20 protein-coding genes and 2 tRNA genes are annotated in these 25,783 nt (G+C 72.4%); 6 read left to right on the forward strand and 16 right to left on the reverse strand.

All coding sequences use genetic code 11. The annotated features are described in order from the left end of the window. Positions 1-9: 9 nt before the first annotated feature. Positions 10-594 carry a two-component system response regulator gene (locus ACFYXE_RS14385; protein ID WP_306334279.1) on the forward strand — a complete coding sequence of 195 codons (585 nt, stop codon included), beginning with the start codon at positions 10-12 and terminating at the stop codon, positions 592-594. 47 nt (positions 595-641) lie between these two features. On the opposite strand, the gene ACFYXE_RS14390 is transcribed toward ACFYXE_RS14385, so the two are convergent. Together ACFYXE_RS14390 and lepA are read right to left on the reverse strand one after the other, a co-directional pair. Continuing rightward, the gene (locus ACFYXE_RS14390) at positions 642-2,531 is read right to left on the reverse strand and encodes a long-chain fatty acid--CoA ligase (protein WP_361173705.1); all 1,890 of its coding nucleotides are present in this window, start codon (positions 2,529-2,531) and stop codon (positions 642-644) included. Between the two features lie 364 nt (positions 2,532-2,895). Further along, positions 2,896-4,770 carry a translation elongation factor 4 gene (lepA, locus tag ACFYXE_RS14395; RefSeq protein ID WP_361173702.1) on the reverse strand — a complete coding sequence of 625 codons (1,875 nt, stop codon included), beginning with the start codon at positions 4,768-4,770 and terminating at the stop codon, positions 2,896-2,898. Positions 4,771-5,072: 302 nt separating this feature from the next. Between lepA and rpsT the strand changes: the two genes are divergently transcribed. Beyond that, positions 5,073-5,339: a 30S ribosomal protein S20 gene (rpsT, locus tag ACFYXE_RS14400; RefSeq protein WP_361173699.1), complete on the forward strand. Its 267-nt coding sequence runs from the start codon at positions 5,073-5,075 to the stop codon at positions 5,337-5,339. Between the two features lie 403 nt (positions 5,340-5,742). Here the strand turns inward: rpsT and holA are convergent, their stop codons facing one another. Continuing rightward, on the reverse strand, positions 5,743-6,729 hold the full coding sequence (holA, locus tag ACFYXE_RS14405) for a DNA polymerase III subunit delta (RefSeq protein ID WP_389312299.1): 987 nt from the start codon (positions 6,727-6,729) through the stop codon (positions 5,743-5,745). Positions 6,730-6,811: 82 nt separating this feature from the next. On the opposite strand from holA, the gene ACFYXE_RS14410 reads away from it, so the two are divergent. Beyond that, on the forward strand, positions 6,812-7,057 hold the full coding sequence (locus ACFYXE_RS14410; protein WP_389312301.1) for a hypothetical protein: 246 nt from the start codon (positions 6,812-6,814) through the stop codon (positions 7,055-7,057). A gap of 27 nt (positions 7,058-7,084) precedes the next feature. On the opposite strand, the gene ACFYXE_RS14415 is transcribed toward ACFYXE_RS14410, so the two are convergent. The 6 genes from ACFYXE_RS14415 to leuS form a co-directional block, all read right to left on the reverse strand. After that, on the reverse strand, positions 7,085-7,966 hold the full coding sequence (locus ACFYXE_RS14415) for a YceI family protein (RefSeq protein ID WP_389312572.1): 882 nt from the start codon (positions 7,964-7,966) through the stop codon (positions 7,085-7,087). Between the two features lie 212 nt (positions 7,967-8,178). After that, positions 8,179-10,764: a ComEC/Rec2 family competence protein gene (locus ACFYXE_RS14420; protein WP_389312303.1), complete on the reverse strand. Its 2,586-nt coding sequence runs from the start codon at positions 10,762-10,764 to the stop codon at positions 8,179-8,181. Continuing rightward, positions 10,761-11,564 (reverse strand): helix-hairpin-helix domain-containing protein, encoded by an 804-nt coding sequence (locus ACFYXE_RS14425; RefSeq protein WP_389312305.1) that lies wholly within the window; start codon positions 11,562-11,564, stop codon positions 10,761-10,763. Before ACFYXE_RS14425 ends, ACFYXE_RS14420 begins: the two co-directional genes overlap by 4 nt. 788 nt (positions 11,565-12,352) lie before the next feature. Continuing rightward, positions 12,353-13,198, reverse strand: a complete 846-nt coding sequence (locus ACFYXE_RS14430; protein ID WP_389312307.1) for a DegV family protein — start codon at positions 13,196-13,198, stop codon at positions 12,353-12,355. An 89-nt stretch (positions 13,199-13,287) separates the two neighbouring features. Continuing rightward, positions 13,288-14,025, reverse strand: coding sequence for a hypothetical protein (locus ACFYXE_RS14435; RefSeq protein WP_389312309.1), 738 nt, complete (start codon positions 14,023-14,025; stop codon positions 13,288-13,290). 201 nt (positions 14,026-14,226) lie between these two features. After that, positions 14,227-17,127, reverse strand: a complete 2,901-nt coding sequence (leuS, locus tag ACFYXE_RS14440) for a leucine--tRNA ligase (RefSeq protein ID WP_389312311.1) — start codon at positions 17,125-17,127, stop codon at positions 14,227-14,229. Between the two features lie 430 nt (positions 17,128-17,557). Here leuS and ACFYXE_RS14445 point away from each other — a divergent pair, with 430 nt between their 5' ends. Together ACFYXE_RS14445 and ACFYXE_RS14450 are read left to right on the forward strand one after the other, a co-directional pair. Then, the gene (locus ACFYXE_RS14445) at positions 17,558-18,787 is read left to right on the forward strand and encodes a cytochrome b/b6 domain-containing protein (RefSeq protein ID WP_389312313.1); all 1,230 of its coding nucleotides are present in this window, start codon (positions 17,558-17,560) and stop codon (positions 18,785-18,787) included. Next, complete coding sequence (locus ACFYXE_RS14450; protein WP_389312315.1) at positions 18,784-20,376, forward strand: NADH-ubiquinone oxidoreductase-F iron-sulfur binding region domain-containing protein; 1,593 nt, start codon at positions 18,784-18,786, stop codon at positions 20,374-20,376. Before ACFYXE_RS14445 ends, ACFYXE_RS14450 begins: the two co-directional genes overlap by 4 nt. Before the next feature lie 103 nt (positions 20,377-20,479). Here ACFYXE_RS14450 and ACFYXE_RS14455 read toward each other — a convergent pair. After that, positions 20,480-20,552: transfer RNA gene (locus ACFYXE_RS14455), tRNA-Ala, on the reverse strand. Positions 20,553-20,663: 111 nt separating this feature from the next. Between ACFYXE_RS14455 and ACFYXE_RS14460 the strand changes: the two genes are divergently transcribed. Continuing rightward, on the forward strand, positions 20,664-21,878 hold the full coding sequence (locus tag ACFYXE_RS14460; RefSeq protein WP_389312317.1) for a glycosyltransferase 87 family protein: 1,215 nt from the start codon (positions 20,664-20,666) through the stop codon (positions 21,876-21,878). Here the strand turns inward: ACFYXE_RS14460 and ACFYXE_RS14465 are convergent. From ACFYXE_RS14465 to ACFYXE_RS14490, 6 genes are all read right to left on the reverse strand, one after another. Next, a complete protein-coding gene (locus tag ACFYXE_RS14465) occupies positions 21,847-22,080 on the reverse strand; it encodes a hypothetical protein (RefSeq protein WP_006137425.1) in 234 nt (77 codons plus the stop codon). The two genes, ACFYXE_RS14460 and ACFYXE_RS14465, sit on opposite strands and share 32 nt — an antisense overlap. A 3-nt stretch (positions 22,081-22,083) precedes the next feature. After that, entirely contained in the window at positions 22,084-22,266 is a 183-nt protein-coding gene (locus ACFYXE_RS14470) for a hypothetical protein (protein ID WP_361177697.1), read from the reverse strand. A gap of 288 nt (positions 22,267-22,554) precedes the next feature. Further along, positions 22,555-22,627: transfer RNA gene (locus ACFYXE_RS14475), tRNA-Ala, on the reverse strand. 150 nt (positions 22,628-22,777) lie between these two features. Then, on the reverse strand, positions 22,778-23,419 hold the full coding sequence (locus tag ACFYXE_RS14480) for a histidine phosphatase family protein (RefSeq protein WP_361177695.1): 642 nt from the start codon (positions 23,417-23,419) through the stop codon (positions 22,778-22,780). Further along, positions 23,416-23,859, reverse strand: a complete 444-nt coding sequence (gene rsfS / locus ACFYXE_RS14485; protein WP_361177693.1) for a ribosome silencing factor — start codon at positions 23,857-23,859, stop codon at positions 23,416-23,418. The genes ACFYXE_RS14480 and rsfS overlap by 4 nt, the downstream gene beginning before the upstream one ends. A gap of 132 nt (positions 23,860-23,991) precedes the next feature. Beyond that, a complete protein-coding gene (locus ACFYXE_RS14490; RefSeq protein ID WP_389312321.1) occupies positions 23,992-25,782 on the reverse strand; it encodes an LCP family protein in 1,791 nt (596 codons plus the stop codon). Between the last annotated feature and the right edge of the window lies 1 nt (position 25,783).

Here is a 25,783-nt window from a genome sequence, read left to right on the forward strand (position 1 = left end):
ACCGTCACCATGAGCGCTGAGGCCACGACCGACAACCGCGCGAGCATCCTCCTCGTCGACGACATGGAGGACAACCTGATGGCACTCGAGGCCGTCCTCGGATCGCTGAACGAGCCGCTGGTGCGCGCCCGTTCCGGCGAGGAGGCGATGAAGGCGATCCTGCGGCAACGATTCGCCGTGATCCTGCTGGACGTCCGCATGCCCGGCATGGACGGCTTCGAGACCGCGTCCAACATCAAACGGCTCGACCAGACCAAGGACGTGCCGATCATCTTCCTGACCGGCACCGACAACGACGCGGGCTACGCCTTCCGCGGCTACGCGACGGGCGCCGCCGACTACCTGACCAAGCCGTTCGACCCGTGGGTGCTGCGCGCCAAGGTCACCGTCTTCCTGGAGCTGCACCGCAAGAACCGGCAGCTGGAACGCATACTGGCCCGCGAGCAGCGCCAGTTCGACGAGCTGGCGGCGCGCCTGTCCGCGATCGAGACCCACATGGCCGCGAGCAGCCTGAAGGACGTGCTCGAACTGCGCCGCCACGTGACGCACATGGAGGAACTGGTGCAGGAGATGCGCCGCGGGCGGGGCGTCTAGGGACTGCCGCGACGCCCCGCCCGCGGGCGGCTCCGCCGCCGCGCCGCTCAGGCCTCGCGCGAGCCCGCGTACATCTCCTCGATCAGGTGCTTGTACTCCCGCTCGACCACCGGGCGCTTCAGCTTGAGGCTGGGCGTCAGCTCGCCGTGCTCGACGTCCAGGTCGCGCGGCAGGAGCCGGAACTTCTTGATGGTCTGCCAGCGCTGGAGGCCCTCGTTGAGCTCGCGCACATAGCCCTCGACGAGCTCGACGGTCGCGGGGTTCGCGCAGACCTCCGCGTAGGACCTGCCCTCCTGGCCGTTCTCCTTGGCCCAGTCCAGGATGGCGGGCTCGTCGAGCGCGATCAGGGCGGTGCAGAAGTTCCGGTCGGCGCCGTGCACGAGGATGTTGGAGACATAGGGGCAGACGGCCTTGAACTGGCCCTCGACCTCGGCGGGCGCGATGTACTTGCCGCCGGACGTCTTGATCAGGTCCTTCTTGCGGTCGGTGATCCGCAGATAGCCGTCGACGGACAGCTCGCCGATGTCGCCGGTGTGGAACCAGCCGTCGGACTCCAGGACCTCGGCCGTCTTCTCGGGCAGCCCGTGGTAGCCCTCCATGATGCCGGGGCCGCGCAGCAGGATCTCGCCGTCGTCGGCGATCCGTACCTCGGTGCCGGGCAGCGGCTTGCCGACGGTGCCCGTGCGGTAGGCCTCGCCCGGGTTCACGAAGGAGGCCGCGGAGGACTCGGTCAGGCCGTACCCCTCCAGGATGTGGATGCCGGCGCCCGCGAAGAAGTAGCCGATCTCGGGGGCGAGCGCGGCGGAGCCGGAGACGGCGGCGCGCAGCCGCCCGCCGAAGGCCTCGCGCAGCTTGGAGTAGACGAGCGTGTCGGCGACCTTGTGCTTGGCGCCGAGCGCGAAGGGCACCGACGCGCTGCCGGTCCTGCGGAAGTTGTCCTGGCTGACCTTCGCGTACTCGCGGGAGACCCCGGCGGCCCACTGGAAGATCTTGTACTTGGCCCCGCCGCCGGCCCGCGCCTTGGCGGCGACGCCGTTGTAGACCTTCTCGAAGATGCGGGGCACGGCGGCCATGTACGTCGGCTGGACCACCGGCAGGTTCTCGATGATCTTGTCGACGCGGCCGTCGACGGCGGTGACGTGCCCGAGCTCGATCTGCCCGGAGGTCAGCACCTTGCCGAACACGTGCGCGAGCGGCAGCCACAGGTACTGCACGTCGTCCGGGCCGAGCAGGCCGGTCGCCGCGATGGCCTTGGCCATGTACGACCAGTTGTCCTGCGGCAGGCGCACGCCCTTGGGGCGGCCGGTGGTGCCGGAGGTGTAGATGATCGTGGCGAGCTGGTCGGCGGTGATCGCCGCGATCCGCTCCTTGATGAGCCCCGGGTTCTTCTCCAGGTGCGCGGCGCCGCGGGTCTCCAGGTCGGCGAGGGTGAGCAGCCAGCCTTCGGGGTCGCCCTCGGCGGGCCCGGCGCCCGCCGGGTCGAGCACCACGACGTGCGCGAGCTCGGGCAGCTCGGCGCGCTTCTCGCGGGCCTTGGCGAGCTGGGCCGCGTCCTCGGCGATCAGCACGCGGCTGCCGGAGTCGGCCAGGATGTACGCCGACTCCTCGGCGTTGGTCTGCGGGTAGACGGTCGTGGTGGCCGCGCCCGCGCACATGATGGCCAGGTCGCACAGGATCCACTCGACCCGGGTGGACGAGGCGAGGGCGACCCGGTCCTCGGCCGCCAGACCGAGGTCGATCAGACCGGCCGCGATGGCGTGCACGCGGTCGGCGGCCTGCGCCCAGCTCAGCGACTTCCACTCGTCGGGGCCCTCGCCGGAGGCCGCCGGGACGGGGTAGCGATAGGCCTCGGCGTCCGGCGTGGCCGCCACGCGCTCCAGGAGGAGGTGCGCCACGGAGGGCGGACGGTTCTCGATCAAGGTCTGTGTGTCGCTCACGACATCCTCCGGGCCCACGTCAGTGCGGCGAACTGGCTGGCGGCTGCTTCTTACATCCCTGTCGGCTACTTGTTTAACTTGCGAGTAACCTACGAGTGGTGATCAGAGTAAAGCTCCGGCGCCCGGCGCGTAAGGGGCTGCTGCCTGTCACTTCCTACAGACACCCATACGGAACGGGCCCGTCGCCCGGGAGCGCCGCGGGCCCCTTTCGGCACGCCGTGACGCGAGTGACATAGGGCACGTTCCGTGCCGGACGGGGCGCCGGGCGGACGGGGCGGGTCAGGCCCTGTCCGCCGTACGCGCAAGGCGCCCGTCCAGAGTGTGGACGGGCGCCTTGCGCAGCGCCGCGGGGCAGCGCCCGGACCTACTTCTTGGCCGCCTTGCCGGGGCCGCTGTCGTCGCTGGACAGCACCGCGATGAAGGCCTCCTGCGGGACCTCCACGGAGCCGACCATCTTCATCCGCTTCTTGCCTTCCTTCTGCTTCTCCAGCAGCTTCCGCTTACGGGAGATGTCACCGCCGTAGCACTTGGCGAGGACGTCCTTGCGGATGGCGCGGATGGTCTCGCGGGCGATCACCCGGGAGCCGATCGCCGCCTGCACCGGCACCTCGAAGGCCTGGCGCGGGATGAGCTCGCGCAGCTTGGCGACGAGCCGGACGCCGTACGCGTACGCCTGGTCCTTGTGCGTGACGGCGGAGAAGGCGTCGACCTTGTCGCCGTGCAGCAGGATGTCGACCTTGACGAGCTGCGCGGACTGCTCGCCCGTGGGCTCGTAGTCCAGCGAGGCGTAGCCGCGGGTCTTGGACTTCAGCTGGTCGAAGAAGTCGAAGACGATCTCGGCGAGCGGCAGCGTGTAGCGGATCTCGACGCGGTCCTCGGAGAGGTAGTCCATGCCGAGCATCACGCCGCGCCGGTTCTGGCACAGCTCCATGATCGAGCCGATGAACTCGCTGGGCGCGAGGATGGTCGCGCGCACGACGGGCTCGAAGACCTGGTCGATCTTGCCCTCGGGGAACTCGCTCGGGTTGGTGACCGTGTGCTCGGCGCCGTCCTCCATGATCACGCGGTAGACCACGTTCGGCGCGGTGGCGATCAGGTCGAGGCCGAACTCGCGCTCCAGTCGCTCGCGGATCACGTCGAGGTGGAGCAGGCCGAGGAAGCCGACGCGGAAGCCGAAGCCGAGCGCGGCCGACGTCTCGGGCTCGTAGACCAGCGCGGCGTCGTTGAGCTGCAGCTTGTCCAGGGCCTCGCGCAGGTCCGGGTACTCCGAGCCGTCCAGGGGATACAGGCCCGAGAACACCATCGGCTTGGGGTCCTTGTAGCCGCCGAGCGCCTCGGTCGCCCCCTTGTGCAGGGAGGTGATCGTGTCACCGACCTTGGACTGCCGGACGTCCTTCACGCCGGTGATGATGTAGCCCACCTCGCCGACGCCGATGCCGTCGGCCGGGGTCATCTCCGGCGAGGAGACGCCGATCTCCAGGAGCTCGTGCGTGGCGCCGGTGGACATCATCCGGATCCGCTCGCGCTTGTTGAGCTGGCCGTCCACGACACGGACGTACGTGACGACGCCGCGGTACGAGTCGTAGACCGAGTCGAAGATCATCGCGCGGGCGGGGGCGTCCGCGACGCCGACCGGCGGCGGGATCTCGGCGACGGCCTTGTCGAGCAGCGCCTCGACGCCCATGCCCGTCTTGGCGGAGACCTTCAGGACGTCCTCGGGCTCGCAGCCGATGAGGTTGGCGAGCTCCTCGGAGAACTTCTCGGGCTGCGCGGCCGGCAGGTCGATCTTGTTCAGTACGGGGATGATCTTGAGGTCGTTCTCCATCGCCAGGTAGAGGTTGGCGAGAGTCTGCGCCTCGATGCCCTGGGCCGCGTCGACCAGGAGGATCGTGCCCTCACAGGCCGCGAGCGAACGCGAGACTTCGTACGTGAAGTCCACGTGGCCCGGGGTGTCGATCATGTTGAGGATGTGCGTACTGCCTTGGTCCGGGCCCTCCGTAGGGGCCCAGGGCAGACGCACCGCCTGGGACTTGATCGTGATGCCGCGCTCGCGCTCGATGTCCATGCGGTCGAGGTACTGAGCACGCATCTGCCGCTGCTCCACCACACCGGTGAGCTGGAGCATGCGGTCGGCGAGCGTGGACTTGCCGTGGTCGATGTGCGCGATGATGCAGAAATTGCGGATCAGCGCCGGGTCCGTACGGCTCGGCTCGGGCACATTCTTAGGGGTCGCGGGCACGCAGGGTCCTGTCTCTTGAGGCGCCTGTCGCCTCGGGTCGGATCTATACGTAGGTTCCATCGTCCCATGGGCGGGGCACTGCGGTCGGTGTGGGCCGGTGAGAGGGGTGCGGGGCCCGGTCCGGGCCGGTGCGACGAGGAGCGGGGGCTCGGCCGACGGGGGCGGGGGCTCGGTTTGGGCCGGTGAGAGGGCGACTGGTACCGTGGACAGCTGTGTCTCGTAGCCCTCTCAAGCATCGAGGCGCGTGTCATAACACTCATCTGCAGTACCTCTGCAGTACCTGAACCTGAAAAGGCTCTTTCGTGGCGAACATCAAGTCCCAGATCAAGCGGATCAAGACCAACGAGAAGGCGCGTCAGCGCAACAAGGCGGTCAAGTCTTCGCTGAAGACCGCGATCCGCAAGGCCCGCGAGGCCGTTGCCGCCGGTGACGCCCAGAAGGCCGCCGAGCTCACGCGTGAGGCCACGCGCCAGCTCGACAAGGCCGTCTCCAAGGGTGTCATCCACAAGAACCAGGCCGCCAACAAGAAGTCGGCGCTTGCTTCGAAGGCCTCGTCCCTCAAGGGCTGAACCTTCTGCTGAGCGCCTCGGCGGTCGTCCTCGACGGCTGACGGCACTCACTTGATTCGACGCCGGCACGGGATCCAGCGGACCCTCTCTTCCGCTCCCGTACGGCACCCGGATCCGTACACGACTGCGTTCGCCACGCGGGTACGGATCCAAGCAGCTCGAACGGAAGCCCCGTTCCCCGACCTTCCCCAGGTCGACGGGACGGGGCTTTCGCTTGCGTGCGACGGGGTTTTCGCCTGCGTGCGACGGGGTTCTTGGGCGCGACGGAGTTGGTGGAGTTGGCGGAGTTGCCGAGACTCCGCTCGCGCTCGGGTGATGCCGACCGCCGGTGAAGCCGACTGGCGGGCTGCCGGTGATACCTGCTGCCCGGGGGACGCGGCTTCTGGGGATCCAGGGGCGTTCGTCAGCCGCGGCGGGAGCGCGCGGCGCGGGCGATGGCCACGACGGCCTTCTCCAGGGCGTACTCCGGGTCGTCGCCGCCGCCCTTGACGCCCGCGTCGGCCGCGGCGACCGCGGTGAGCGCGGCGGCCACGCCGTCCGGGGTCCAGCCGCGCATCTGCTGGCGCACCCGGTCGATCTTCCAGGGCGGCATGCCCAGCTCGCGGGCGAGGTCGGCGGGGCGTCCGCCGCGCGCGGAGGAGAGCTTGCCGATCGCCCGGACGCCCTGCGCGAGGGCGCTGGTGATCATGACGGGGGCGACCCCGGTCGCGAGCGACCAGCGCAGCGCCTCCAGCGCCTCGGCGGCCCGGCCCTCGACGGCCCGGTCGGCCACCGTGAAGCTGGAGGCCTCCGCCCGGCCCGTGTAGTACCGCCCGACGATCGCCTCGTCGATCGTGCCCTCGACGTCCGCCACCAGCTGGGAGACGGCGGAGGCGAGCTCCCGCAGGTCGCTGCCGATCGAGTCGACCAGGGCCTGGCACGCCTCGGGCGTCGCCGAACGGCCCAGGGTGCGGAACTCGCCGCGCACGAACGACAGCCGGTCCGCGGGCTTGGTCATCTTCGGGCAGGCGACCTCGCGCGCGCCCGCCTTCCGGGCCGCGTCGAGCAGGCCCTTGCCCTTGGCGCCGCCCGCGTGCAGCAGGACGAGGGTGATCTCCTCGACGGGCGCCCCGAGATACGCCTTGACGTCCTTGATCGTGTCCGCCGACAGATCCTGCGCGTTCCGCACGACGACGACCTTGCGCTCGGCGAAGAGCGACGGGCTGGTCAGCTCGGCGAGCGTGCCGGGCTGCAGCTGGTCGGGGCTGAGGTCGCGCACGTCCGTGTCGGCGTCGGCGGCGCGGGCGGCCGCGACCACCTCCTGCACGGCGCGGTCGAGGAGCAGGTCCTCCTGCCCCACGGCGAGCGTGAGCGGAGCGAGCGGATCGTCGTGAGCTGTCTTCCTGGCCATCGCGGTCAAGCATCCCACGCGGCACTGACAGCCCGCCCCGCCCGGCCGCCGCCGCACCGGCGCCGTGACGGAGAATGGGCCCGTGACCGACGTACGACATGTCCTGGTGCTGCCCGACCGCGACGCCGCGGAGGAAGTGGCCGAAGAACTCCCCGACCGGTTCGGCGTGGCCGAGGAGCCCCAGCTCGTCCGTGACGCCCTCGCGGGCGAGGACGACGCGGAGGACGCCCAGTGGCTCGTCGTGGTCGAGGACCCCGACGCCCGCCTTGACCCGGCCGCCCTCGACGCACTGGCCGCCGAGCACGAAGGCTGGCTGGAAGCGCCGTGATACGGCGCCTGCCCGCGAGGAGGCAGGTCAGCTCTTGGGGACGATCTGGATGTCCAGGTCGATGGTGATGCTGTGCCCGACGGCCGCGATGCCACGGGCGAGCATCGTCTGCCACGTGATGGTGAAGTCGTCGCGGTGCAGTTCGGTGGTGGCCCGGCAGGCCACCCGGGTCTCGCCCTCCAGCCCGGTGCCGACCCCGAGGTACTCGGTGTCGAGGGTGACCGTCCGCGTCACGCCGTGCAGCGTCAGGCCACCCGATATCGCCCAGCGGCTGCCGCCCTTGTGCACGAACCGGTCGCCGTAGAACTCCATCGTCGGGAACCGCCCCACGTCGAGGAAGTCGCCCGACCGCAGATGGTCGTCGCGCATCTGCACGGCGGTGTCGATGGAGGCCGCGTCGATCACGACGTGCATCGCCGAGTCCTCCACGCGCTCACCCAGCCGGATCGCCCCCGCGAAAGTGTTGAACCGGCCGCGGATGCGGGCGAGTCCGATGTGCCGCGCGGTGAACGCCACCGACGAGTGCAGCGGATCGATCTCCCAGTCGCCGGGCTCGGGCAGCGTCGGCGGATGGGCGACCTGGAGCATCACGTCGCCGAGCGAGGCGTGCGCGTTCTCCCCGACGGTGGCGCTCGCCCGGTACGGGGTGAAGCCCTCCGCCGAGACCGCCAGCCGGTAGTCCCCCGCGGGCACGGCCGTCACGAACGACCCGAAGGGGTCCGTGCCCCCGCTGACGACCTTGCGTCCCATGGCGTCGCTGACCGCGAACTCCGCGTTCCGCACCGGCTCATTGACCGGGTCGAGCACCCGGCAGCTGAGTACCCCCGCACTCGACGGAACCGTCAGCGCCGACAACGGCCCCGTCCGCCCGGCCCGATTCGTACGGTTTCCCAGCCAACGGCCGAACACGTGCGACACACCCCCGCGATCCCTGAAACAACACCTGCACACTGCAACGAAAGGGCATTCGATCACCGTTGCGGCTTTCGACGCAACACGGACCCAGATCGAGGGAATGCTGACGATGCGCCGGGATCGGCCGCGACTGGCCCGAATTCACCAACTCTCACCCGGCCAGGGCTGGGCCCCCTCCCCTCCCCTCCCCTCCCCTCCTCTCTCCTCTACGGCGGGCGGGTGGCCACCCGCAGCCGGGACGTCGCGCGCGGGCCCCCTGCGACCACCGCGATCGCGCCGTCCCTGTCGGTGCGGAGCACCTGCGCTCCCGCGGCCCGCAACGCGGTCAGCGTGACGGGGGCGGGGTGCCCGTACGTGTTGTCGGCGCCGCAGGAGATGAGCGCCAGCCGCGGCGCCGCCCTGCGCAGGAGCCCGGGATCCTGGTGGGCCGAACCATGATGGGCGACCTTCAGCACGTCCACCGAGGTGAGGGACGCGGCGGCCGGTGTACGCAACAGCGCACGCTGGGCCGGTGGTTCGAGGTCCCCCAGCAGCAACAGGCTCAGCCCCGCCGTCCTCACCAGCAGGGTGACGCTCGCGTCGTTGGCCCCCTCGGGCCGCGGTCCCGGCATCCCCTCCTGAGGCCAGAGCACCCGCCACTCCAGGGCACCCGCACGACGCCGCTCCCCCGCAACCGCCCGCAGCACCGGAACCCCCGCAGCCGCGGCCCGCTCCCGCACGAACGCGGCCTGTTCCGGCGGTTCCATGAAGCCCGTCGTCTGGACGGCTCCCACCGAGCGGCCCCGCAGCACGCCGGGCAGCCCCGCCACATGGTCGGCGTGGAAGTGGGTGAGCAGGACGAGGGGAACCCGGGTGACCCCCAGCGAGCGCAGGCACCGGTCGACCGCCACCGGGTCGGGTCCCGCGTCGACTACCACTCCCGCGCCGTCGCCCGCGGCGAGCACCATCGCGTCGCCCTGGCCCACGTCGCACATCACCATCCGCCAGCCCTCGGGCGGCCACCCCGCGATCACCCGCGTGACGGGCGGGGGCTGGACGACCACCAGGAAGAGCAGCAGCGCACAGGCCGCCACCAGCCACGGGTGCCGCACGAGCCTGCGCCCCACCAGGACCACGACGACGGTGACGAGCGCCAGCGCGCATCCGCCCCGCCACCCGCCGGGCCAGTCGACCCCGCTGCCGGGCAACGCCGCCCCCGTGCGGGCGATCCCGGCGATCCACTCGGAGGGCCAACTCGCCGCCCAGGCACATCCCTTGGCCACGGGCATCGCGACCGGTGCGGCGGCCAGCGCCGCGAAACCGAGCACGGTGGCGGGCGCCACGGCGAACTCGGCGAGCAGATTGCACGGCACCGCGACCAGGCTCACCCGGGCCGCGAGGACGGCGACGACCGGCGCGCACACCGCCTGCGCCGCCGCCGCGGCCGCCAGCGCCTCGGCGAGCCGCGCCGGCACCCCGCGCCCGCGCAGTGCGGCGCCCCACCGCGGCGCGAGCGTCAGCAAGGCCCCGGTGGCCAGGACGGAGAGCAGGAAGCCGTAACTCCGGGACAGCCACGGGTCGTACAGGACGAGCAGCAGCACCGCCGTGGCCAGCGCGGGGACGAGGGAGCGGCGCCGCCCGGTCGCGATCGCGAGCAGCACGACGAGACCGCAGGCCGCCGCCCGCAGCACGCTGGGGTCAGGTCGGCAGACGATGACGAACCCCAGGGTCAGGGCCCCGCCGAGCAGCGCGGTCGTCCGCAGGGGCAGGCCCAGCCTCGGCGCCAGGCCGCGCCGCTCCGCCCGGTGGGCGGTGCCCGGCGGTCCGATGAGCAGGAACAGGATGATCGTGAGGTTCGCACCGCTGACGGCCAGCAGGTGGGTGAGGTCGGTCGCCCGGAAGGCCTGGTCCAGCTCCGCGGGCACCCGCGAGGTGTCCCCGATGACCAGCCCGGGAAGCAGCGCGCGGGCGTCGTCCGGCAGCCCGTCCGTGGCGTCCCGCAGCCCGCTGCGCAATGACCCGGCCAGCCGCTGCGCTCCCGACGGCGCGGCGGCCACGCGGGGCGCCCGCTCCCCGGACACCCGCAGCACCGCGGCGGCCTTGCCCCCTCCCTGCAGCGGCGGCGCCAGCCGCCCCTGCACCTGCAGCCTGGTCGACGGCAGCAGCGCGAGCCATGCGGCGCCGGGGCCGGAGCGCGTGGCCCCGGTCCGCACGACCACCAGCACGGGGGTGCGCGTCACCGTCGACGTGCCGTCCGCCTCCGTGACGCGCACGGTCTCGGCGTCCAGGACGACGGTGGGCGGCATCGCATGAGCGGCGGCCACTCGGGGCCGGGTCCGCCTGGGATCGGACGTGACCTCCACGTCCGCCCGCACCTCCGCGTACCGGGCCGCGAGCCCGGGGACGGGGCCACGGCGCAGGTCCGCGCCGTGCAGAGCCGCGGAGCCTGTCGCCCCTGCGACACAGAGCAGGACCGCGGCCACGGAGAGCCGCCCCCATCTCCGCGAGCCCGCCCCGTCGGCACCTCCGCCGGGACCGTATGCGGTGGCTGCGGCCGCGGTGTGCTGCGGCTGTGCCCGTGCCCGGCTGCCCCTCCCCCGGGCCGTCCATGTGATCAGCAGCGCTCCGGCCGTCCCCAGACAGACCGCCACCGTGGCGATCGCCCAGCCCGGCGGGGCGTCGAGCATCAGTGCTGCCGACCCCCAGGCCGCGAGTGCGGGTGGCACCAGCCTGAGGTCGACCGGGCCCTCCTGGCGGGGGTGCGAGTCACCGAGGCGGTGACCCGACGCGAGGTGAACCGCCGCGCGTGTCATGGCCGTACGAGATCCTGGAGATCGGCGAAGCGCCGGTCACCGATGCCGTTGACCTCGCGGAGCTCCTCGACGGTACGGAAACCGCCGTGCTCGGTGCGGTAGTCGATGATGTGCTGCGCCAACACGGGTCCGACGCCGGGGAGTTCGTCGAGCTGCTCCGGAGTCGCCGTGCTCAGCGCGACCGGGCCCGTGGCGGGCACTGCCCCGGCTCCTCGGGCTCCGCCCGTCCCCGCCGATCCTCCGCCCGCCCCGGCGACGGTTCCGGTCGCCGGGGCGGCCCCCGCCGCGGGCCCTCCAACCACCACCTGCTCGCCGTCCACAAGGAACCGCGCGCGGTTGAGGCCGTCCGTCTCCGTGCCGGGGCGCACCCCGCCGGCGGCCCGCAGTGCGTCGGCCACCCGGGACCCGGCGGGCAGCCGGTGCACACCCGGCCTCCGCACCTTTCCGCTGACGTCCACGACGACCGCACCGGCACCGCCCGCTCCGGCCGCCGCACCTTCCGCGCCGCGCCCGTCCGCCGAGGCCCGGCCCGCCTGCGCGGGGAGCCCCGGTGAGGGTGCCGGCTCCGCATCGCGTGCAGGGGCGGCGCCCGCCTCGCGCACCACGTCGGGCGGGTGCACGGGCTGGGTCCGCCCCGTCCAGAAGTGCTGCGCGGCGAAGAGCGCGGCGACCATGAGGACGCCGACCAGGGCGATCACCCCGCGCCGCTCCAAGCCGCACCGAGCCTGCAGCCACACGGGCAGACGCTCCCGCACGGCCAGCCCCATCCGCTCCCGGCGCGAAGGCTCCGGATCCGCCACGTCCGCCCTCTCCGCCTCCCCCACATCCGCAGGCGCCCCCGCCGCCACCACCCCTGCTCCCCGCACCCGGCCCGGCACCGACCCGCCCGGCGCAGACCTCCGCCGCACAGACACCAGCGCCGCGTCGGGCCCCGCCACGTCCAGCCACGGCGAAGCCACCGACGAGGACCGAGCCGAAGACCGGACCGGAGAAGACGCGCGAGCCGCAGCAGGAGCCGAAGCCGAAGCAAGGTCGGAGCCGGAAGCCGAAGCCGGAGGCGGAGGCGGAGGCGGAGGCGGAGGCGGAGGCGGAGGCGGAGGCGGAGGCGGAGGCGGAGGCGGAGGCGGAGGCGGAGGCGGAGCGGAGGGAAGCGCCCCGGAAGGAGCTGCCGGCGCGGAAGGAGCTGCCGGCGCGTAGGGAAACGCCCCCGAAAGAGCTGTCGGCGCAGGATCGGCCCCGGGCGGCGCCCCGAGCGGCGCCCCGGGCGGGGACGGAAGGGAAGAAGCAGGCGGCGCCAACGCCCCCGGCGCCACCACCCCCTCGGCGAACAACCGCTCCGCCCGCGCCCGCACCGCCTCCCTCGCGGCGCGCCTGCGGCGGGCCCGCTCGCGGGCGTGACGGTGGGTCGCGCGGCCGTCGGACGCGGGGCCGCGACCGGGGCCGCTCGTGACGGAAGGGGTCCGGGAAAGTGATCGAAGTGCCATGCCGACGACGGTAGGCACCGCGGGAGAAAGTTGTTGATCTTGGGTAATTCCCGTGGATTACCCGACAGTTGTGGATAACTCGGCCACCCGAACGTGGCGCTCCGTCACCGGGGCGAGACCACGGCCCCGAGGAGTCCGGGGCCCGTGTGCGCCCCGATCACCGCGCCGACCTCACTGACATGCAGCTCCGCGAGGCCCGGCACCCGCTCCCTGAGCCGCTCGGCGAGCGCCGCCGCCCGCTCCGGTGCCGCCAGGTGGTGCACCGCGATGTCGACCTGGCCCGCACCGGCCCGCTCGACCACGATCTCCTCGAGGCGGGCGATGGCCTTCGAGGCCGTGCGGACCTTCTCCAGCATGTCGATGCGGCCGTCGTCCAGCTTCAGCAGCGGCTTCACGGCGAGCGCGGAGCCCAACAGCGCCTGCGCGGCGCCGATCCGGCCGCCCCTGCGCAGGTAGTCCAGGGTGTCGACGTAGAAGTACGCGGATGTTCCCGCGGCCCGCTTCTCCGCGGCGGCCACCGCTTCCTCCGCCGATTCGCCCGCCTCCGCGGCCTGTGCCGCCGAGAGGGCGCAGAAGCCGAGGGCCATCGCGACCATGCCGGTGTCCACGACCCGCACCGGCACCGGCGCTTCCTTCGCGGCGAGGACCGCGGCGTCGTACGTGCCGGAGAACTCGGCGGACAGGTGCAGCGAGACGATGGCCGCGGCGCCCGCCTCGGCCGCCTCGCGGTAGGCGTCGGCGAACATCTGCGGGCTGGGCCGGGACGTGGTCACCGGCTTCCGCTTCTGCAGCGCCTGGGCGAGGGAGCGGGCCGAGATCTCGGTGCCCTCCTCCAGCGCCTGGTCACCCAGGACGACGGTCAGGGGCACCGCGGTGATGCCGTGCCGCTCCATCGTCCGCTGCGGCAGGTAGGCCGTTGAATCCGTGACGATCGCGACATGGCGGGACATGAGCTGGAGATTACCTGTCTGGACCGCCGGACGGCAGCCCGGCCCCTGCACGCCCGACGCCCCGGAAGCTCCCCGCCCCACGCGGCGGATCAGGTCGTGCTCTCGGGCTTGGCCTTCTTCTCCCAGGGAGGGGCGACCCGCTCCGTGGGCGGAGTGATCGCGGGCCTGGTCCGGTCCCGGTCGGCCGCGGGCGGCTCCGACCAGGTCTGTTCGGTGCTCCTGCCGGGCTCGGGCGCGGCCTCGGGCCAGACGGGCGGGGTCTGCCGCGCGGGCGGCGGCTCCGCCGTCGTCCAGTGCCGCAGGGCGCCCGCCTCCATGTCGATCTGGGTGCTCAGCGAGTCCAGGTCGTCGCCGGCGAAGCGGTGGGCGCGGTCGCGGGCCGACCAGCGCAGCGAGTCCGCCGCCTTGGTGATCTGCTGGGTGCGGTCCCGCAGCTCGGGAAGTCGCCGGGCCAGCGCCGCTTTGTCCGGGTCGCGCTCCAGGCGCGCGAGTTCGCCGTCCAGCTCGTGGCCGTGGACGCTGAGCCGCTCGAAGAGGGCCAAGGACTCCTTGAGGGAGGCGTCCTCGACCACGCCCGCGTGCAGCGCGTCCTGCGTGGCCCGCATCGAGGTGCGCAACGACAGGCGCAGCTGGGCCAGTTCGGACGGGGTGCCGACCTGTGCGAACGCCTTCGCGCGGAGCGTGGTGTCCTCCACCGTGCGGCGGGCCTGCGAGAGGGTGCGGTCCACTCCCCGCTTGGCGGCCCGGACGACCTTCACCGTGGCGTACACCCCCAGGATCAGGAACAGCACGAAGAGCAGCGCGACCACTGCGATCACGACGTCCACGACGCTTCTCCTTCGGCCGACGATCGGCTGGCTCGGGCCCGGGCTCCGCTGCGGCGCGATCGCCGCTCTTCCACGGTAAACGCAGCGGGCAGGCCGAGGGTTCCAATGGAACCCCCAACCTGCCCGTAGGGGACTACCCCGAGAAGCGCGTCCCGAGCCGCCCGCGATCACCCGGCGAACGCGCCGGGACTCCGACCGCGATCAGGCGGGAACGATGTTCACCAGCTTCGGCGCCCGCACGATCACCTTGCGGATGCCCGCGCCGCCCAGCGCGGCGACGACCTTCTCGTCGGCCAGCGCCACCTTCTCCAGATCGGCGTCGGAGATCGAGGGCGAGACCTCCAGGCGCGCCTTGACCTTGCCCTTGATCTGCACGACGCAGGTCACGGACTCGTCCACGACGTAGGCCGGGTCGGCGACGGGGAAGTCCTGGTGGACGACCGTGTCGGTGTGGCCCAGCTTGCGCCACAGCTCCTCGGCGACGTGCGGGGCCAGCGGCGCGATCAGCAGCACCAGGCGCTCCGCGACGGACTTGGGCACCGCGCCGCCCACCTTCGTCAGGTGGTTGTTCAGCTCGGTGATCTTGGCGATGGCGGTGTTGAACCGCATGCCGTCCAGGTCCTGGCGCACGCCGTCGATCGCCTTGTGCAGGGCGCGCAGGGTGGCCTCGTCGACGTCGGCCTCGGGGACGTCCGCGACGGTGACCTCACCGGTGGACTCGTCGACGATCAGGCGCCACAGCCGCTGCAGCAGGCGGTACTGGCCGACGACCGCGCGGGTGTCCCAGGGGCGCGAGACGTCCAGGGGGCCCATCGCCATCTCGTACAGGCGCAGGGTGTCCGCGCCGTACTCGTCGCAGATCTCGTCCGGCGTGACGGCGTTCTTCAGGGACTTGCCCATCTTGCCCAGCTCGCGCTTGACCGGCTCGCCCGCGAAGAAGAACTGCCCGTCGCGCTCCTCGACCTCGGTCGCCGGCACCGGGAAGCCGCGGCCGTCCCGGTAGACGTAGGCCTGGATCATGCCCTGGTTGTACAGCTTGTGGAACGGCTCGGCGGACGAGATGTGGCCCAGGTCGAACAGGACCTTCGACCAGAAGCGGGCGTACAGCAGGTGCAGCACCGCGTGCTCGGCGCCGCCCACGTACAGGTCGACGCCGCCGGTGGGCTGTCCCTCGCGCGGGCCCATCCAGTACTGCTCGACCGCGGGGTCGACCAGCTGCTGGTCGTTGTGCGGGTCCAGGTAGCGCAGCTCGTACCAGCACGAACCCGCCCAGTTGGGCATGGTGTTGGTCTCGCGGCGGTAGCGGCGGGGGCCGTCGCCCAGGTCCAGCGTGACGTTGACCCAGTCCTCGTTGCGGGACAGCGGGGTCTCCGGGGAGGTGTTCGCGTCGTCCGGGTCGAAGGTGCGCGGGGAGTAGTCGTCGACCTCCGGCAGCTCCAGGGGCAGCATCGACTCGGGCAGCGAGTGGGCGATGCCGTCCTCGTCGTAGACGATCGGGAAGGGCTCGCCCCAGTAGCGCTGGCGGCTGAACAGCCAGTCGCGCAGGCGGAAGTTGACGGTGCCCTCGCCGATGCCCCGGGTGGCCAGCCAGCCGGTGATGCGGGCCTTGGCGCCGGTGACGTCCAGGCCGTCCAGGGAGATCTCCTCGTTCGAGGAGTTGATCAGCTTCGCCTCGTAGGAGGAGAAGGCGTCGTCCCAGGTGCGGGTGTCGGTGCCGCGGTCGTCGGACGGCTCGACGACGCAGTGCATGGGCAGGTGGAAGGCGCGGGCGAAGGCGAAGTCGCGGCTGTCGTGCGCCGGGACGGCCATGATCGCGCCGGTGCCGTAGCCCATCAGGACGTAGTCGGCGATGAAGACCGGGACCTGCTCGCCGCTGACCGGGTTGGTGGCGTAGACGCCGGTGAAGACGCCGGTCTTCTCCTTGGCGTCGGCCTGGCGCTCCACGTCGGACTTGGCGGCGGCGAAGGCGCGGTACTTGGCGACGGCCTCGGCCGGCGTGGCGTGCCCGCCGGTCCAGACCTCGTGGGTGCCCTCGGGCCAGGCCGCGGGGACGACCTTGTCGACCAGCTCGTGCTCGGGCGCCAGCACCATGTAGGTCGCGCCGAACAGGGTGTCCTGGCGGGTGGTGAAGACGGTGATCGCGTCGCCCTCGATGCCCACCGGGAAGCTCACGCGGGCGCCTTCGGAGCGGCCGATCCAGTTGCGCTGCTGCAGCTTGATGGCCTCGGGCCAGTCCAGCGCGTCCAGGTCGTCCAGCAGGCGGTCGGCGTACGCGGTGATGCGCATGTTCCACTGGCGCAGCTTGGCCTTGAAGACGGGGAAGTTGCCGCGCTCGGAGCGGCCGTCGGCGGTGACTTCCTCGTTGGCCAGGACGGTGCCCAGGCCGGGGCACCAGTTGACCGGCGCGTCGGAGGCGTAGGCCAGGCGGTACTGGCTCAGCACCTCCGCGCGCTCGGTGGCGTCCAGCTCGCTCCACGCGCGCGTGGAGGCCGGTACGGCACGCTCACCGCTCTCGAACTGGGCGACCAGGTCGGCGATCGGGCGGGCCTTGGCGGCGTCCGCGTCGTACCAGGAGTTGAAGATCTGGACGAAGATCCACTGGGTCCACTTGTAGTACTCGGGGTCGATCGTCGCGAACGAGCGCCGCTTGTCGTGGCCCAGGCCCAGCGCGCGCAGCTGGGACTTCATGTTCTCGATGTTGGCCTCGGTGGACACGCGCGGGTGGGTGCCCGTCTGCACGGCGTACTGCTCGGCGGGCAGGCCGAAGGCGTCGAAGCCCAGGGTGTGCAGGACGTTGTGGCCCGTCATGCGCTGGAAGCGCGCGAAGACGTCCGTGGCGATGTATCCCAGGGGGTGGCCGACGTGCAGGCCCGCTCCGGAGGGGTACGGGAACATGTCCATGATGAACTTCTTGGGCCGCTCGACCAGGGCGGTCTCGGCGTCGTTCCGCGCACCCATGTCGCCGCTCGGGTTCGGCGCCTCGTAGGTGCCGTCGGCGTCCCAGAAGTCCTGCCAGCGTGCCTCGATCTCGGCCGCCAGAGCAGCCGTGTAGCGGTGCGGCGCGGCCACCTCGGAGGCGGCAGCAGAATTCGTCTCGCTCATGATCCTCAAAGCTCCATCGATCGTCTCTGCCTGCGGAATTGACCGTGGTGGCCAAATAAAAATGCCCCTCGCACAGGAGGGGACGCCGCGCCGATTCCGACCGCGATGTCAGCGGCGGTCGGGACTGATCAGCGCGGCCCGCTAAGCAGAAGGCGTACGGCACGCATGGCATCAGGGTACCGCAGCACTCCCGCGGCCCGCGACGAGCTTCCCCTCGTGACGCCCGGCCCCCGCCGCCCCGTGGACCGGCGGGCCCCCGCCGGGTCGATCACCGAGCCTTGGCCAAGGGTTACCCCGCGTACCGCCCACTATCGGGGCAACACCAAGATCGTGTCGCACTTTGATAACGACGCAATAACTCAAACCCCGTACCCACCGGTATGGAGCGACTTAGCATGCGGCGGGACCGAACCATTTCGGAGTCGCCCCCATGAACCCTCTGCACCCGCACCGCAAGAGCCGTTCCCTCCCGCGATCATCTCCCCGTTCGTCGTCCCGTCCCGCTTCCCGCTCGTCGCCGCGCCCGGCCTCCCGTGCGCCCTCGGGCTCCTTTCCCCGTCCGTCCGCCCGGCCGGCCGGGCGCGGCTCCTTCCCGCTCTCGCGGGTCCTGAGCGTCGGAGCCCTGCTCCTGATACCCCTGCTCGTCTTCGCCGGCGGCGACGCCCTGCGGGCCGCCATCGACTTCACCGCCGGGGTCCTGTCCCTGGTCTCGCTGACGTCCGCCGTAGTGTGGGGCCTGGTCGCCACCGACCGTCTGTTCCTGCACTCGCGCCAGCGCCTGGTCGCCCAGGCCGTGCACCGCGCCCTCGCGGTCGCCTCGGTCGGCTTCCTGCTGCTGCACGGCACCGTCAAGGTCGCGCTCGACCACGTGTCGCTGTTCGGCGCCCTGATGCCGTTCGGACTCGGCGTCACCGGCAGCGCGGGCCTCATCGGCCTCGGCTCGCTCGCGGGCTTCCTCATGGTCGCCACGGGCGTCACCGGCGCCCTGCGCAGCGCCTTCGCCTCCCCGGCGCGGATCGCCTCGCGCTGGCGGGCGGTGCACATGCTCGCCTATCCCGCCTGGTGCGCGGCGCTGGTCCACGGCCTGTACGCGGGCCGCCAGCCGAAGCCGTGGGTGGTCGCGCTGTACTGCCTGTGCCTGGTCGCGGTCGCCGGGGCCGTCGCCCTGCGCGCGGCGCCCCTGCCGGTCAAGCGGACGGTCGCCGCCCGCGTCCTGGCCCTGCTCGAACCGGAACGGGCCGCCCCGCCCCGGGAGACCCCTCCCGCGCGGGACACCGCCGCCGCCCCGCTGCCCGGCACGGCAGCCCCCGCGACCGCCCCTGACCCCGTCGTCGGCATCTCGGCCGCCTATCGCGCGACGGCCCCCGCCCCGCAGTCGCACCCCACCGTCCCGCGGCCCCGCGCCGAACCGATGGGCCGCTGGCCCGCGCCCTCGCCGCCACCGCCCGCCGAGTCCCCCTACGTCGCACCCCAGCCGACGTACGACACGGCTCCCCGGCCCGTCTACGACCCCTCGTACGACGCGCCCCTCGACCCCGCGTACGACCCCGTCCTCGATCCCGCGTACGACAGCGGCCCCGCCACCGAACCGCTGCACCGGCCCTTTCAGGCCCCCAGCTCGGGCGAGCCCTGGAACGCCGCCACCGGAGGCCACCCGTGAACGCGTCGCTGCCCGACGTCCCCGAAGTCCGCGTCGTCGGCCTGCCCCTGCTCACCTCCGGCTTCGACCTCGTCGAACGCCTCGACCTGGCCATGCACCTGAAGGTGCACGGCCCGCTGGAACCCATGGCGGGCGAGCCGCTGGCCCGCCTCGCCGAGCACATCGGGCTGCGCGGCCGGGGCGGCGCGGGCTTCCCGTTCGCACGCAAGCTGCGGGCCGTCGCCGACGCGGCGATACGTCGCGGCGTACGCCCCGTGGTCGTCGTCAACGGCAGCGAGGACGAGCCCGCCTGCCGCAAGGACACCGTCCTGATCAACCGCGCACCGCACCTCATCCTGGACGGCGCCCTGCTCGCCGCCGAGGCCATCGGAGCCCGCACCCTGGTCGTCGGCGTGACCCGGGACTCCACCGAGGCCTCGATGCGCACGGCACTGGCCGAGCGCGGCCTCGGCAACCGGCGCGGCCCCGCCCTGCGCGCGCGCGTGCAGCGCAACCCGGTGCGGATGGTCACCGGAGAGTCCTCCGCCCTCGTCCGCTCGGCGGACGGCGGGCCCCCGCTGCCGCCGGGCCGCAAGGTGCGCACGTCCGACTCCGGAGTGGGCGGTGCGCCGACCCTGCTCTCCAACGCCGAGACGTTCGCCCAGCTCGCCGTCGCCGCGCGGGCCGGCGCCGACCGCTACTGCCGCACCGGCCTGCACGACGAGCCCGGCACGGTCCTGCTGACCCTCTCCGGAGCGGTCGCCCGGCCGATGGTGATCGAGGTGCCCACCGGCGTGCCGCTGCGGTACGTCCTCCAGCTCGCCGGGGCGCCCGCGCTCCCCCAGGGCGTCCTGACGGGCGGCTACCACGGCAGGTGGCTCGACAGCGTCACCGCCCAGGACGCGGTCGTCTCCCGCGCCGCCCTGGACGCCTGCGGGGGCGCGCTCGGCGCGGGCGCGATCCTGCCGATCGGCGAGGGCACCTGTCCGCTCGGGGAGTCGCTGCGCGTCGCGCAGTGGCTGGCCGCCGAGAGTTCCGGACAGTGCGGGCCCTGCTACCTGGGGCTGCCCGCGGCGGCCCGCGGTCTCGCGGACGTGCTCCAGGGCGGCGGCCCGACCGCACTCGAAGCGCTGCGCGAGGTGACCCGGGCCGTGAAGCGGCGCGGCGCCTGCAAGCACCCGGACGGCTCGGCCGCCTTCCTGGAGTCGACGATCTCGGCGTTCACCGACGATCTCGCGGCCCATGTCCTGGGCGGCGGATGCGGTCGTCCCGTGGAAGGAGTCCTGCCCCTCCAGGAGGACGCCCCGCAGGCCGCCGCGCCCAGCGGCCGCAAGCTGGCCGTCGACTGGACGCTCTGCCAGGGCCACGGACTGTGCGCGGACATCGTGCCCGAGCTCATCCAGCTGGGCCCGGACGGCTTCCCCTCGGTGGCGGAAGCCTCCGTGCCGCGCTACGCGGAAGCGCGCGCCACCCGCGCCGTCCGCCGCTGCCCCGCGCTCGCCCTGCGCATCGAGGAGGACCCGGCGACGGCATCCCGGGGCCGCCCGGCGCCGCAGGCCGCCCTGCCGCCGGGACGCGGCCGCAGGGCACTCGGCAGCGGACGCTCCTGACCGCCGGAGGACACCACACGAGGAACCGGAGAGCAGCACACGAACCGGAGAACAGCACACGAAAAAGCGGGCCACCCTTTTCGGGTGGCCCGCTCATTTTCTGTGGAGCTAAGGAGAATTGAACTCCTGACCTCCTGCATGCCATGCAGGCGCTCTACCAACTGAGCTATAGCCCCTTGCCTGTCCGCCCGGTTCCCCCGGCGGCTCCGCCAACATTACACGGTCCTACCCGTGCTCCACCAAATCGTTTCCGGTCTGGGTGGATACGGGCGGTACTGTCAGCCTTCGTGACCGTGATCGCGCTCGCCGCCGCCCGACGCCGTGTGCCACTGGCCGCCGGTGCCTGCCTGCTCTCCTTCACGGCCTTCTGGCTCGCGCAGCGGGCGGCGGACGTCTCGATGATCGACCTGATGGTCTACCGCGCCGAGGGCGAGACCGTGCGCGCGGGCGGTGACCTCTACGCGCTGCGCACCACCGAGGCGCGGCTGCCCACCACCTACCCGCCCTTCGCCGCGCTCCTGTTCACCCCGCTGACCCTGCTGGGCACGGCGGACATGCGCACCCTGGCGACGCTCGGGAACCTGCTGCTCCTCGTCGCCTTCGCGCACCTGTCGCTGCGGCTGGTGCGGGGCGAGCGCCACGCACGCGTGGAGAGCGCCCTGTGGGTCGCGGCCCTCGCCGTCTGGTGCGAGCCGGTGTGGACGACGCTGCGCTACGGACAGATCAACCTGCTGCTCGCCGTCCTGGTCCTGTGGGACCTCTCCCGGCGCCCCGGTCACCGCTGGGCCGGCGTGGGCATCGGCGTCGCCGCGGCGATCAAGCTGACGCCCGCGCTCTTCGCGGTGCTCCTGCTGCTCACCGGCGCCGCCGAGGCCGTGCGGCGCGGACCGTGGCGGCCCTCGGTGCGGCACGCGTGCGTGGCGGGCGGCTCGTTCGCCGCGGCGACGCTCCTCGCGGCCGCCGTACTGCCGTACGACTCGCGGCGCTTCTGGACGCGCATGGTCTTCGAGGCGGGCCGGGTCGGGTTCGCCGAGGACACCGCGAACCAGTCGCTGCGCGGCGTGCTGGCCCGGTTCCTGCACACCGGGGAGCCGGGTGCGCGGTGGGCGTCGGCCGCGGCGGCGGCCGGGGCGCTCGGCCTCGCGGTCGCGGTGACCGCCGCGCTGCGCGGGGAGCGGGCCCGGGCGGTGCTCGCCTGCGCGGCGACGGCACTCCTGGTGAGCCCGGTGTCGTGGTCGCACCACTGGGTGTGGTGCGTGCCGATGGTGCTGCTCCTGGGGACGGAGGCGGCGCACCGGGGCGGCCGGGCCCGGTGGGCGGTCGCCGGGGGCGTCGGTCTCGTCTTCTGCTCGTACGCCCTGTGGTGGGTGCCGCACGGCATCGGCAGGCGCGAACTCGGCCAGAATTATGGCCAAATGACGCTGTCCGCGCTCTACGTAGCGGCTGCTTTCACGTTTTTGCTGGTCGCGGTCACGCGGTCGCGAACGAGTAGAACCGCTTGAGCGTGCAGTGCTCGTCGAGCAACCGGCCGTAGATCGGCTCCCCTTCGAGTTCGCGGTACGTCTCGATGGGATCGCCTTTTATGATCAGCGCCCGCGCGCACTCCTCGCACCAGTACTGGTAGTCCTGGTTGACGGGTTCCATGTCGCGGACGATCGGCGTACCGCTGCCGCACCAGTCGCATTTCCGCCTGTGTGCACCCATCGATCAGCTCCAGCTGTGGCCGCAGGCGGTACACACGTACGAGATGCCGCCGTTGTCCCCCAGCACTTGGGCGACGTGGGCCGAGCCGCAGGAAGGGCAGTCGAGGAGCGTGCGGAGCCCGCGTCGGTCTCCTACCGCCGCCGCTCCGGAGAGGCGGTCGACCTCTCCGAGGATGCGCGCAGGCATCTCGCTCTCCCTCCCGTCGGGCTGCGTCCCCTTCCGGCCGTCCGATTCTGCCACGCCCCGAGCGAACCGGTCAGCGACGCATTCGTACCAGTCCGGACACGGCACCGAGCGCGGCCACCGCGGACATCGCACCGGCGCACCCCCACGGCGCGCTCCCGGATGCATACGCTCCCGGTGCCCCCTCCGACTCAATCCGGCCGGGGAAAAGCGCTCCGACGCAGGCGGCGGCGGTCCCGCCGTGACACAAGAAAATCCCGCCCCCTGATGGGGACGGGATTTCCGGGACTGTGGAGCTAAGGAGAATTGAACTCCTGACCTCCTGCATGCCATGCAGGCGCTCTACCAACTGAGCTATAGCCCCGTGTGTTCTTCCCGCTCGGCGGGCGAACAAGAAGAACTTTAGCCTGCGACCAGGCCGAATGTGAAATCCGGGTCCGGCCGCCCGCCCGAGCGGGTTCCGCCGCCCCGCCGAACGGCTTCCGCCGCACGTCGGAGCAGGTCCGGGCGTCGCTCAGTCGTCGTCGCCGAGCACCGGCTCCGGCAGGGTGCCGGCGTTGTGCTCGAGCAGGCGCCAGCCGCGCGCGCCCTGGCCGAGGACGGACCAGCAGCAGTTGGTGAGCCCGCCGAGGCCCTCCCAGTGGTGCGGCTCCAGACCGAGGAGGCGGCCGATCGTCGTACGGATCGTGCCGCCGTGGCTGACGACCACCAGCGTGCCGTTCTCCGGCAGCTTCTCGGCGTGGCGCAGGACCACCGGGGCGGCCCGGTCGGCGACCTCGGTCTCCAGCTCGCCGCCGCCGCGGCGCACCGCCTCGCCGCGCTTCCACGCGGCGTACTGCTCGCCGAAGCGGGCGATGATCTCGTCGTGCGTCAGACCCTGCCAGGCACCCGCGTACGTCTCCTGGAGGCCCTCCTCGTACGCGACGGGGAGCCCGGTGATCGCGGCGAGCTCACCGGCCGTGGCCGCCGCCCGCCTGAGGTCGGAGGCGACGATGGCGTCCGGCTTCAGGGAGGCGAGCAGCCGGGCGGCGCGCCGGGCCTGGGCGACGCCCGTCTCGGTCAGCTCGATGTCCGTGGAGCCCTGGAAGCGGCGCTCCAGATTCCACGCGGTCTGGCCGTGCCGCCACAGGATGATCCGGCAACCGCGGGTCGTCACCGCAGCTCACCGTCCAGGTCGGCCTCCTCCGCGGCCCGCTGCTCGGCGTGCTCGGCGCCCTTGCCGCGGGTCGCCTTGGCGTCCTCGGGCAGGTCGATCTCGGGGCAGTCCTTCCACAGGCGCTCGAGCGCGTAGAAGACGCGCTCCTCGCTGTGCTGGACGTGCACGACGATGTCCACGTAGTCGAGGAGGATCCAGCGCGCGTCGCGGTCGCCCTCACGGCGGACCGGCTTGGCGCCGAGCTGCTTGTTCAGCTGCTCCTCGATCTCGTCGACGATCGACTTGACCTGGCGGTCGTTGGGCGCGGAGGCGAGCAGGAAGGCGTCGGTGATCGACAGCACGTCGCTGACGTCGTACGCGATGATGTCGTGCGCGAGCTTGTCGGCAGCCGCCTGGGCGGCGACGGTGATGAGCTCGGTGGAGCGGTCCGTGGCGGTCACTAGTGAGCTTTCCTTCGGCTGGTGGATACACCCCCAGGGTCTCACGGACCGCCGACACCGCCCCAGACGATTGCGTCACCGCCCCGGCACGGGCGGCCCGGGGGCCTTCGTGCCGGGGCGGTGCGCCTCGTCTCACCCGGTCCGGTAGTCCTGGCCGAGGACGACGGACACGTCCGCGTTCTGCGGCGTCGTGCCCTTGCGGACCGCGCTCGCCGGCAGGCCCAGGGTCTTGGCGACCTCGGTGGCCTGCGTCTTCTTGCCCGCGTCGGCGTAGGTGACCTGGGAGGTGGCCTGGGCCGCGGTGCCCGCCCCGCCGTCGATGAAGGTGTAGCCGCCGTTGACCAGGGAGACCCGGGCCTCCTGGGCCGCGGCCTTCTTCCCGGAGGCGTTCTTGACGCCGACCCGCACGGCCGCGTCCTTGTCCGGGCTCTTCACCGCACCGCCGAGGACGTCCTTGACCACCGTGTCGCCGGCCTGCTCGGACAGCGTGCCGTCCTGCCGGACCGGCAGCAGCGTGGTCTGGTAGTCGCCGCCCTTGGCCCGGTCGGCGAGCTTGGCGAGGAAGGCGCCGAGGTCCTTCTCCTCCAGCGAGGGGTCGAGGATCTGGGCGAGCGACTGCACGGTGGTCGTGGCCGCCTGCGGGTCCGAGGAGAGCTTGCGCAGGATGCCCTGCATGACCGCGCCGAAGCGTTCGAGCTGGGCGGTCGCGCTCTCGCCGGGCGCGCGGTAGGTGGCGTACGCGACCGCCATCGGACCGCTGAGCGTCTGCTGCCCGCCCTTCTTGACGAGGGGCGCCTCGCCCTTCTTCGCCTTGGGGTCGGGCACGTCGGCGTTCGTGTCGATGTCGATGTTGCCGACGAGCTCGACGAGGTTGTTCAGATACGGGGTGTCCAGGCGCCAGGTGCCCTCGACCTCGGTGCCGAGCACCGTGTCGATCGATTCGCGGGTGCCGGTGGAGCCGTCGTCGTCGACGGACGTGCCGAGCGTCGTCGGCGTGCCGTCGTCGTCCGAGACGGCCAGCGTGTTGGGCAGCAGGACGGTGGCGCCCTGCTTGGTCGTGGCGTTGTCGACCAGCAGCGCGGTGGAGGTGCCCTTGCCCTTGGTGTTGTGCATGTGCACGACGATCACGTCGCGCTTCTGCGGTCCCGTGGCCGTGGCGGCCGTGTCCTCGCCGCCCGACTGGCCCGGCAGTTTGCCCGCGAACCACAGGTAGCCGACGCCGCCCGCGAGCACCAGGGCGAGCACCACGACGAGCGCGACGACCCGGGAGCGCCCGCGCCGCTTGGCCTCCTCGCGCCGCTCGGTGCGGCTCTCGGTGAACTTCAGCCAGTCGATGACGTCTTCGGATTCCTCGTCCGGCTCCTCGATGAACGAGAACTGCTCGGTCTTGTACTCGCCCGGCTGCTCCCCGCGCGCCGCACGCTCCGGCGCACGCCGCGCGGACTCCGGTGCGCGCTCCGCCTCCGGCGCGGCCGCGGGCGCCGGTACGGACTGCTGCGGGGGCTGCGGGGGCTGCGCCTGCTGGTGATCCTGGTAGTGCTGCTGCTGGTCCTGGTGCGGCTGCTGCTGGGGGATCCAGCCGGTGTCCTGCGTGGCGGCCGTGCCGTACGCCGCGGCGCCGCCCGTCCCGTACGAGGTCCCGGTGTTCCCGTACGCGTCGTACGCCCCGGTCGCCCCGTTCGCCCCGCTCTCGTACCCCTGCTGCTGACCGCCCGCGTACGGGTCGTACCCGTAGCCCTGCTGCTGCGCCTGGTGCTGCTGGGTCTGGTGCTGCTGAGCCTGCTGCGGGGGCACCTGCGGCTGCACCTGCTGGTACACCGGTCGCCCGTACTCGTCGTACCCGACGACCTGGTACTGGTCAGCCGCGTACTCGCCCGCATACGGATCGCTGCCCGCATACGGGTCGTACTGTCGGTCGTTCACC

The organism is Streptomyces sp. NPDC002564 (assembly GCF_042889645.1).
Taxonomy (GTDB): Bacteria; Actinomycetota; Actinomycetes; order Streptomycetales; family Streptomycetaceae; genus Streptomyces.

Excerpts from the sequence above, each read along its gene's own strand:
- holA (WP_389312299.1), bottom strand. The coding sequence starts at position 6,729 with ATGGCCAGGAAGACAGCTCACGACGATCCGCTCGCTCCGCTCACGCTC.
- ACFYXE_RS14470 (WP_361177697.1), bottom strand. The coding sequence starts at position 22,266 with ATGCCTGCGCGCATCCTCGGAGAGGTCGACCGCCTCTCCGGAGCGGCG.
- ACFYXE_RS14420 (WP_389312303.1), bottom strand. The coding sequence starts at position 10,764 with ATGACACGCGCGGCGGTTCACCTCGCGTCGGGTCACCGCCTCGGTGAC.
- ACFYXE_RS14385 (WP_306334279.1), top strand. The coding sequence starts at position 10 with ATGAGCGCTGAGGCCACGACCGACAACCGCGCGAGCATCCTCCTCGTC.
- ACFYXE_RS14445 (WP_389312313.1), top strand. The coding sequence starts at position 17,558 with ATGAACCCTCTGCACCCGCACCGCAAGAGCCGTTCCCTCCCGCGATCA.
- leuS (WP_389312311.1), bottom strand. The coding sequence starts at position 17,127 with ATGAGCGAGACGAATTCTGCTGCCGCCTCCGAGGTGGCCGCGCCGCAC.
- ACFYXE_RS14465 (WP_006137425.1), bottom strand. The coding sequence starts at position 22,080 with ATGGGTGCACACAGGCGGAAATGCGACTGGTGCGGCAGCGGTACGCCG.
- ACFYXE_RS14430 (WP_389312307.1), bottom strand. The coding sequence starts at position 13,198 with ATGTCCCGCCATGTCGCGATCGTCACGGATTCAACGGCCTACCTGCCG.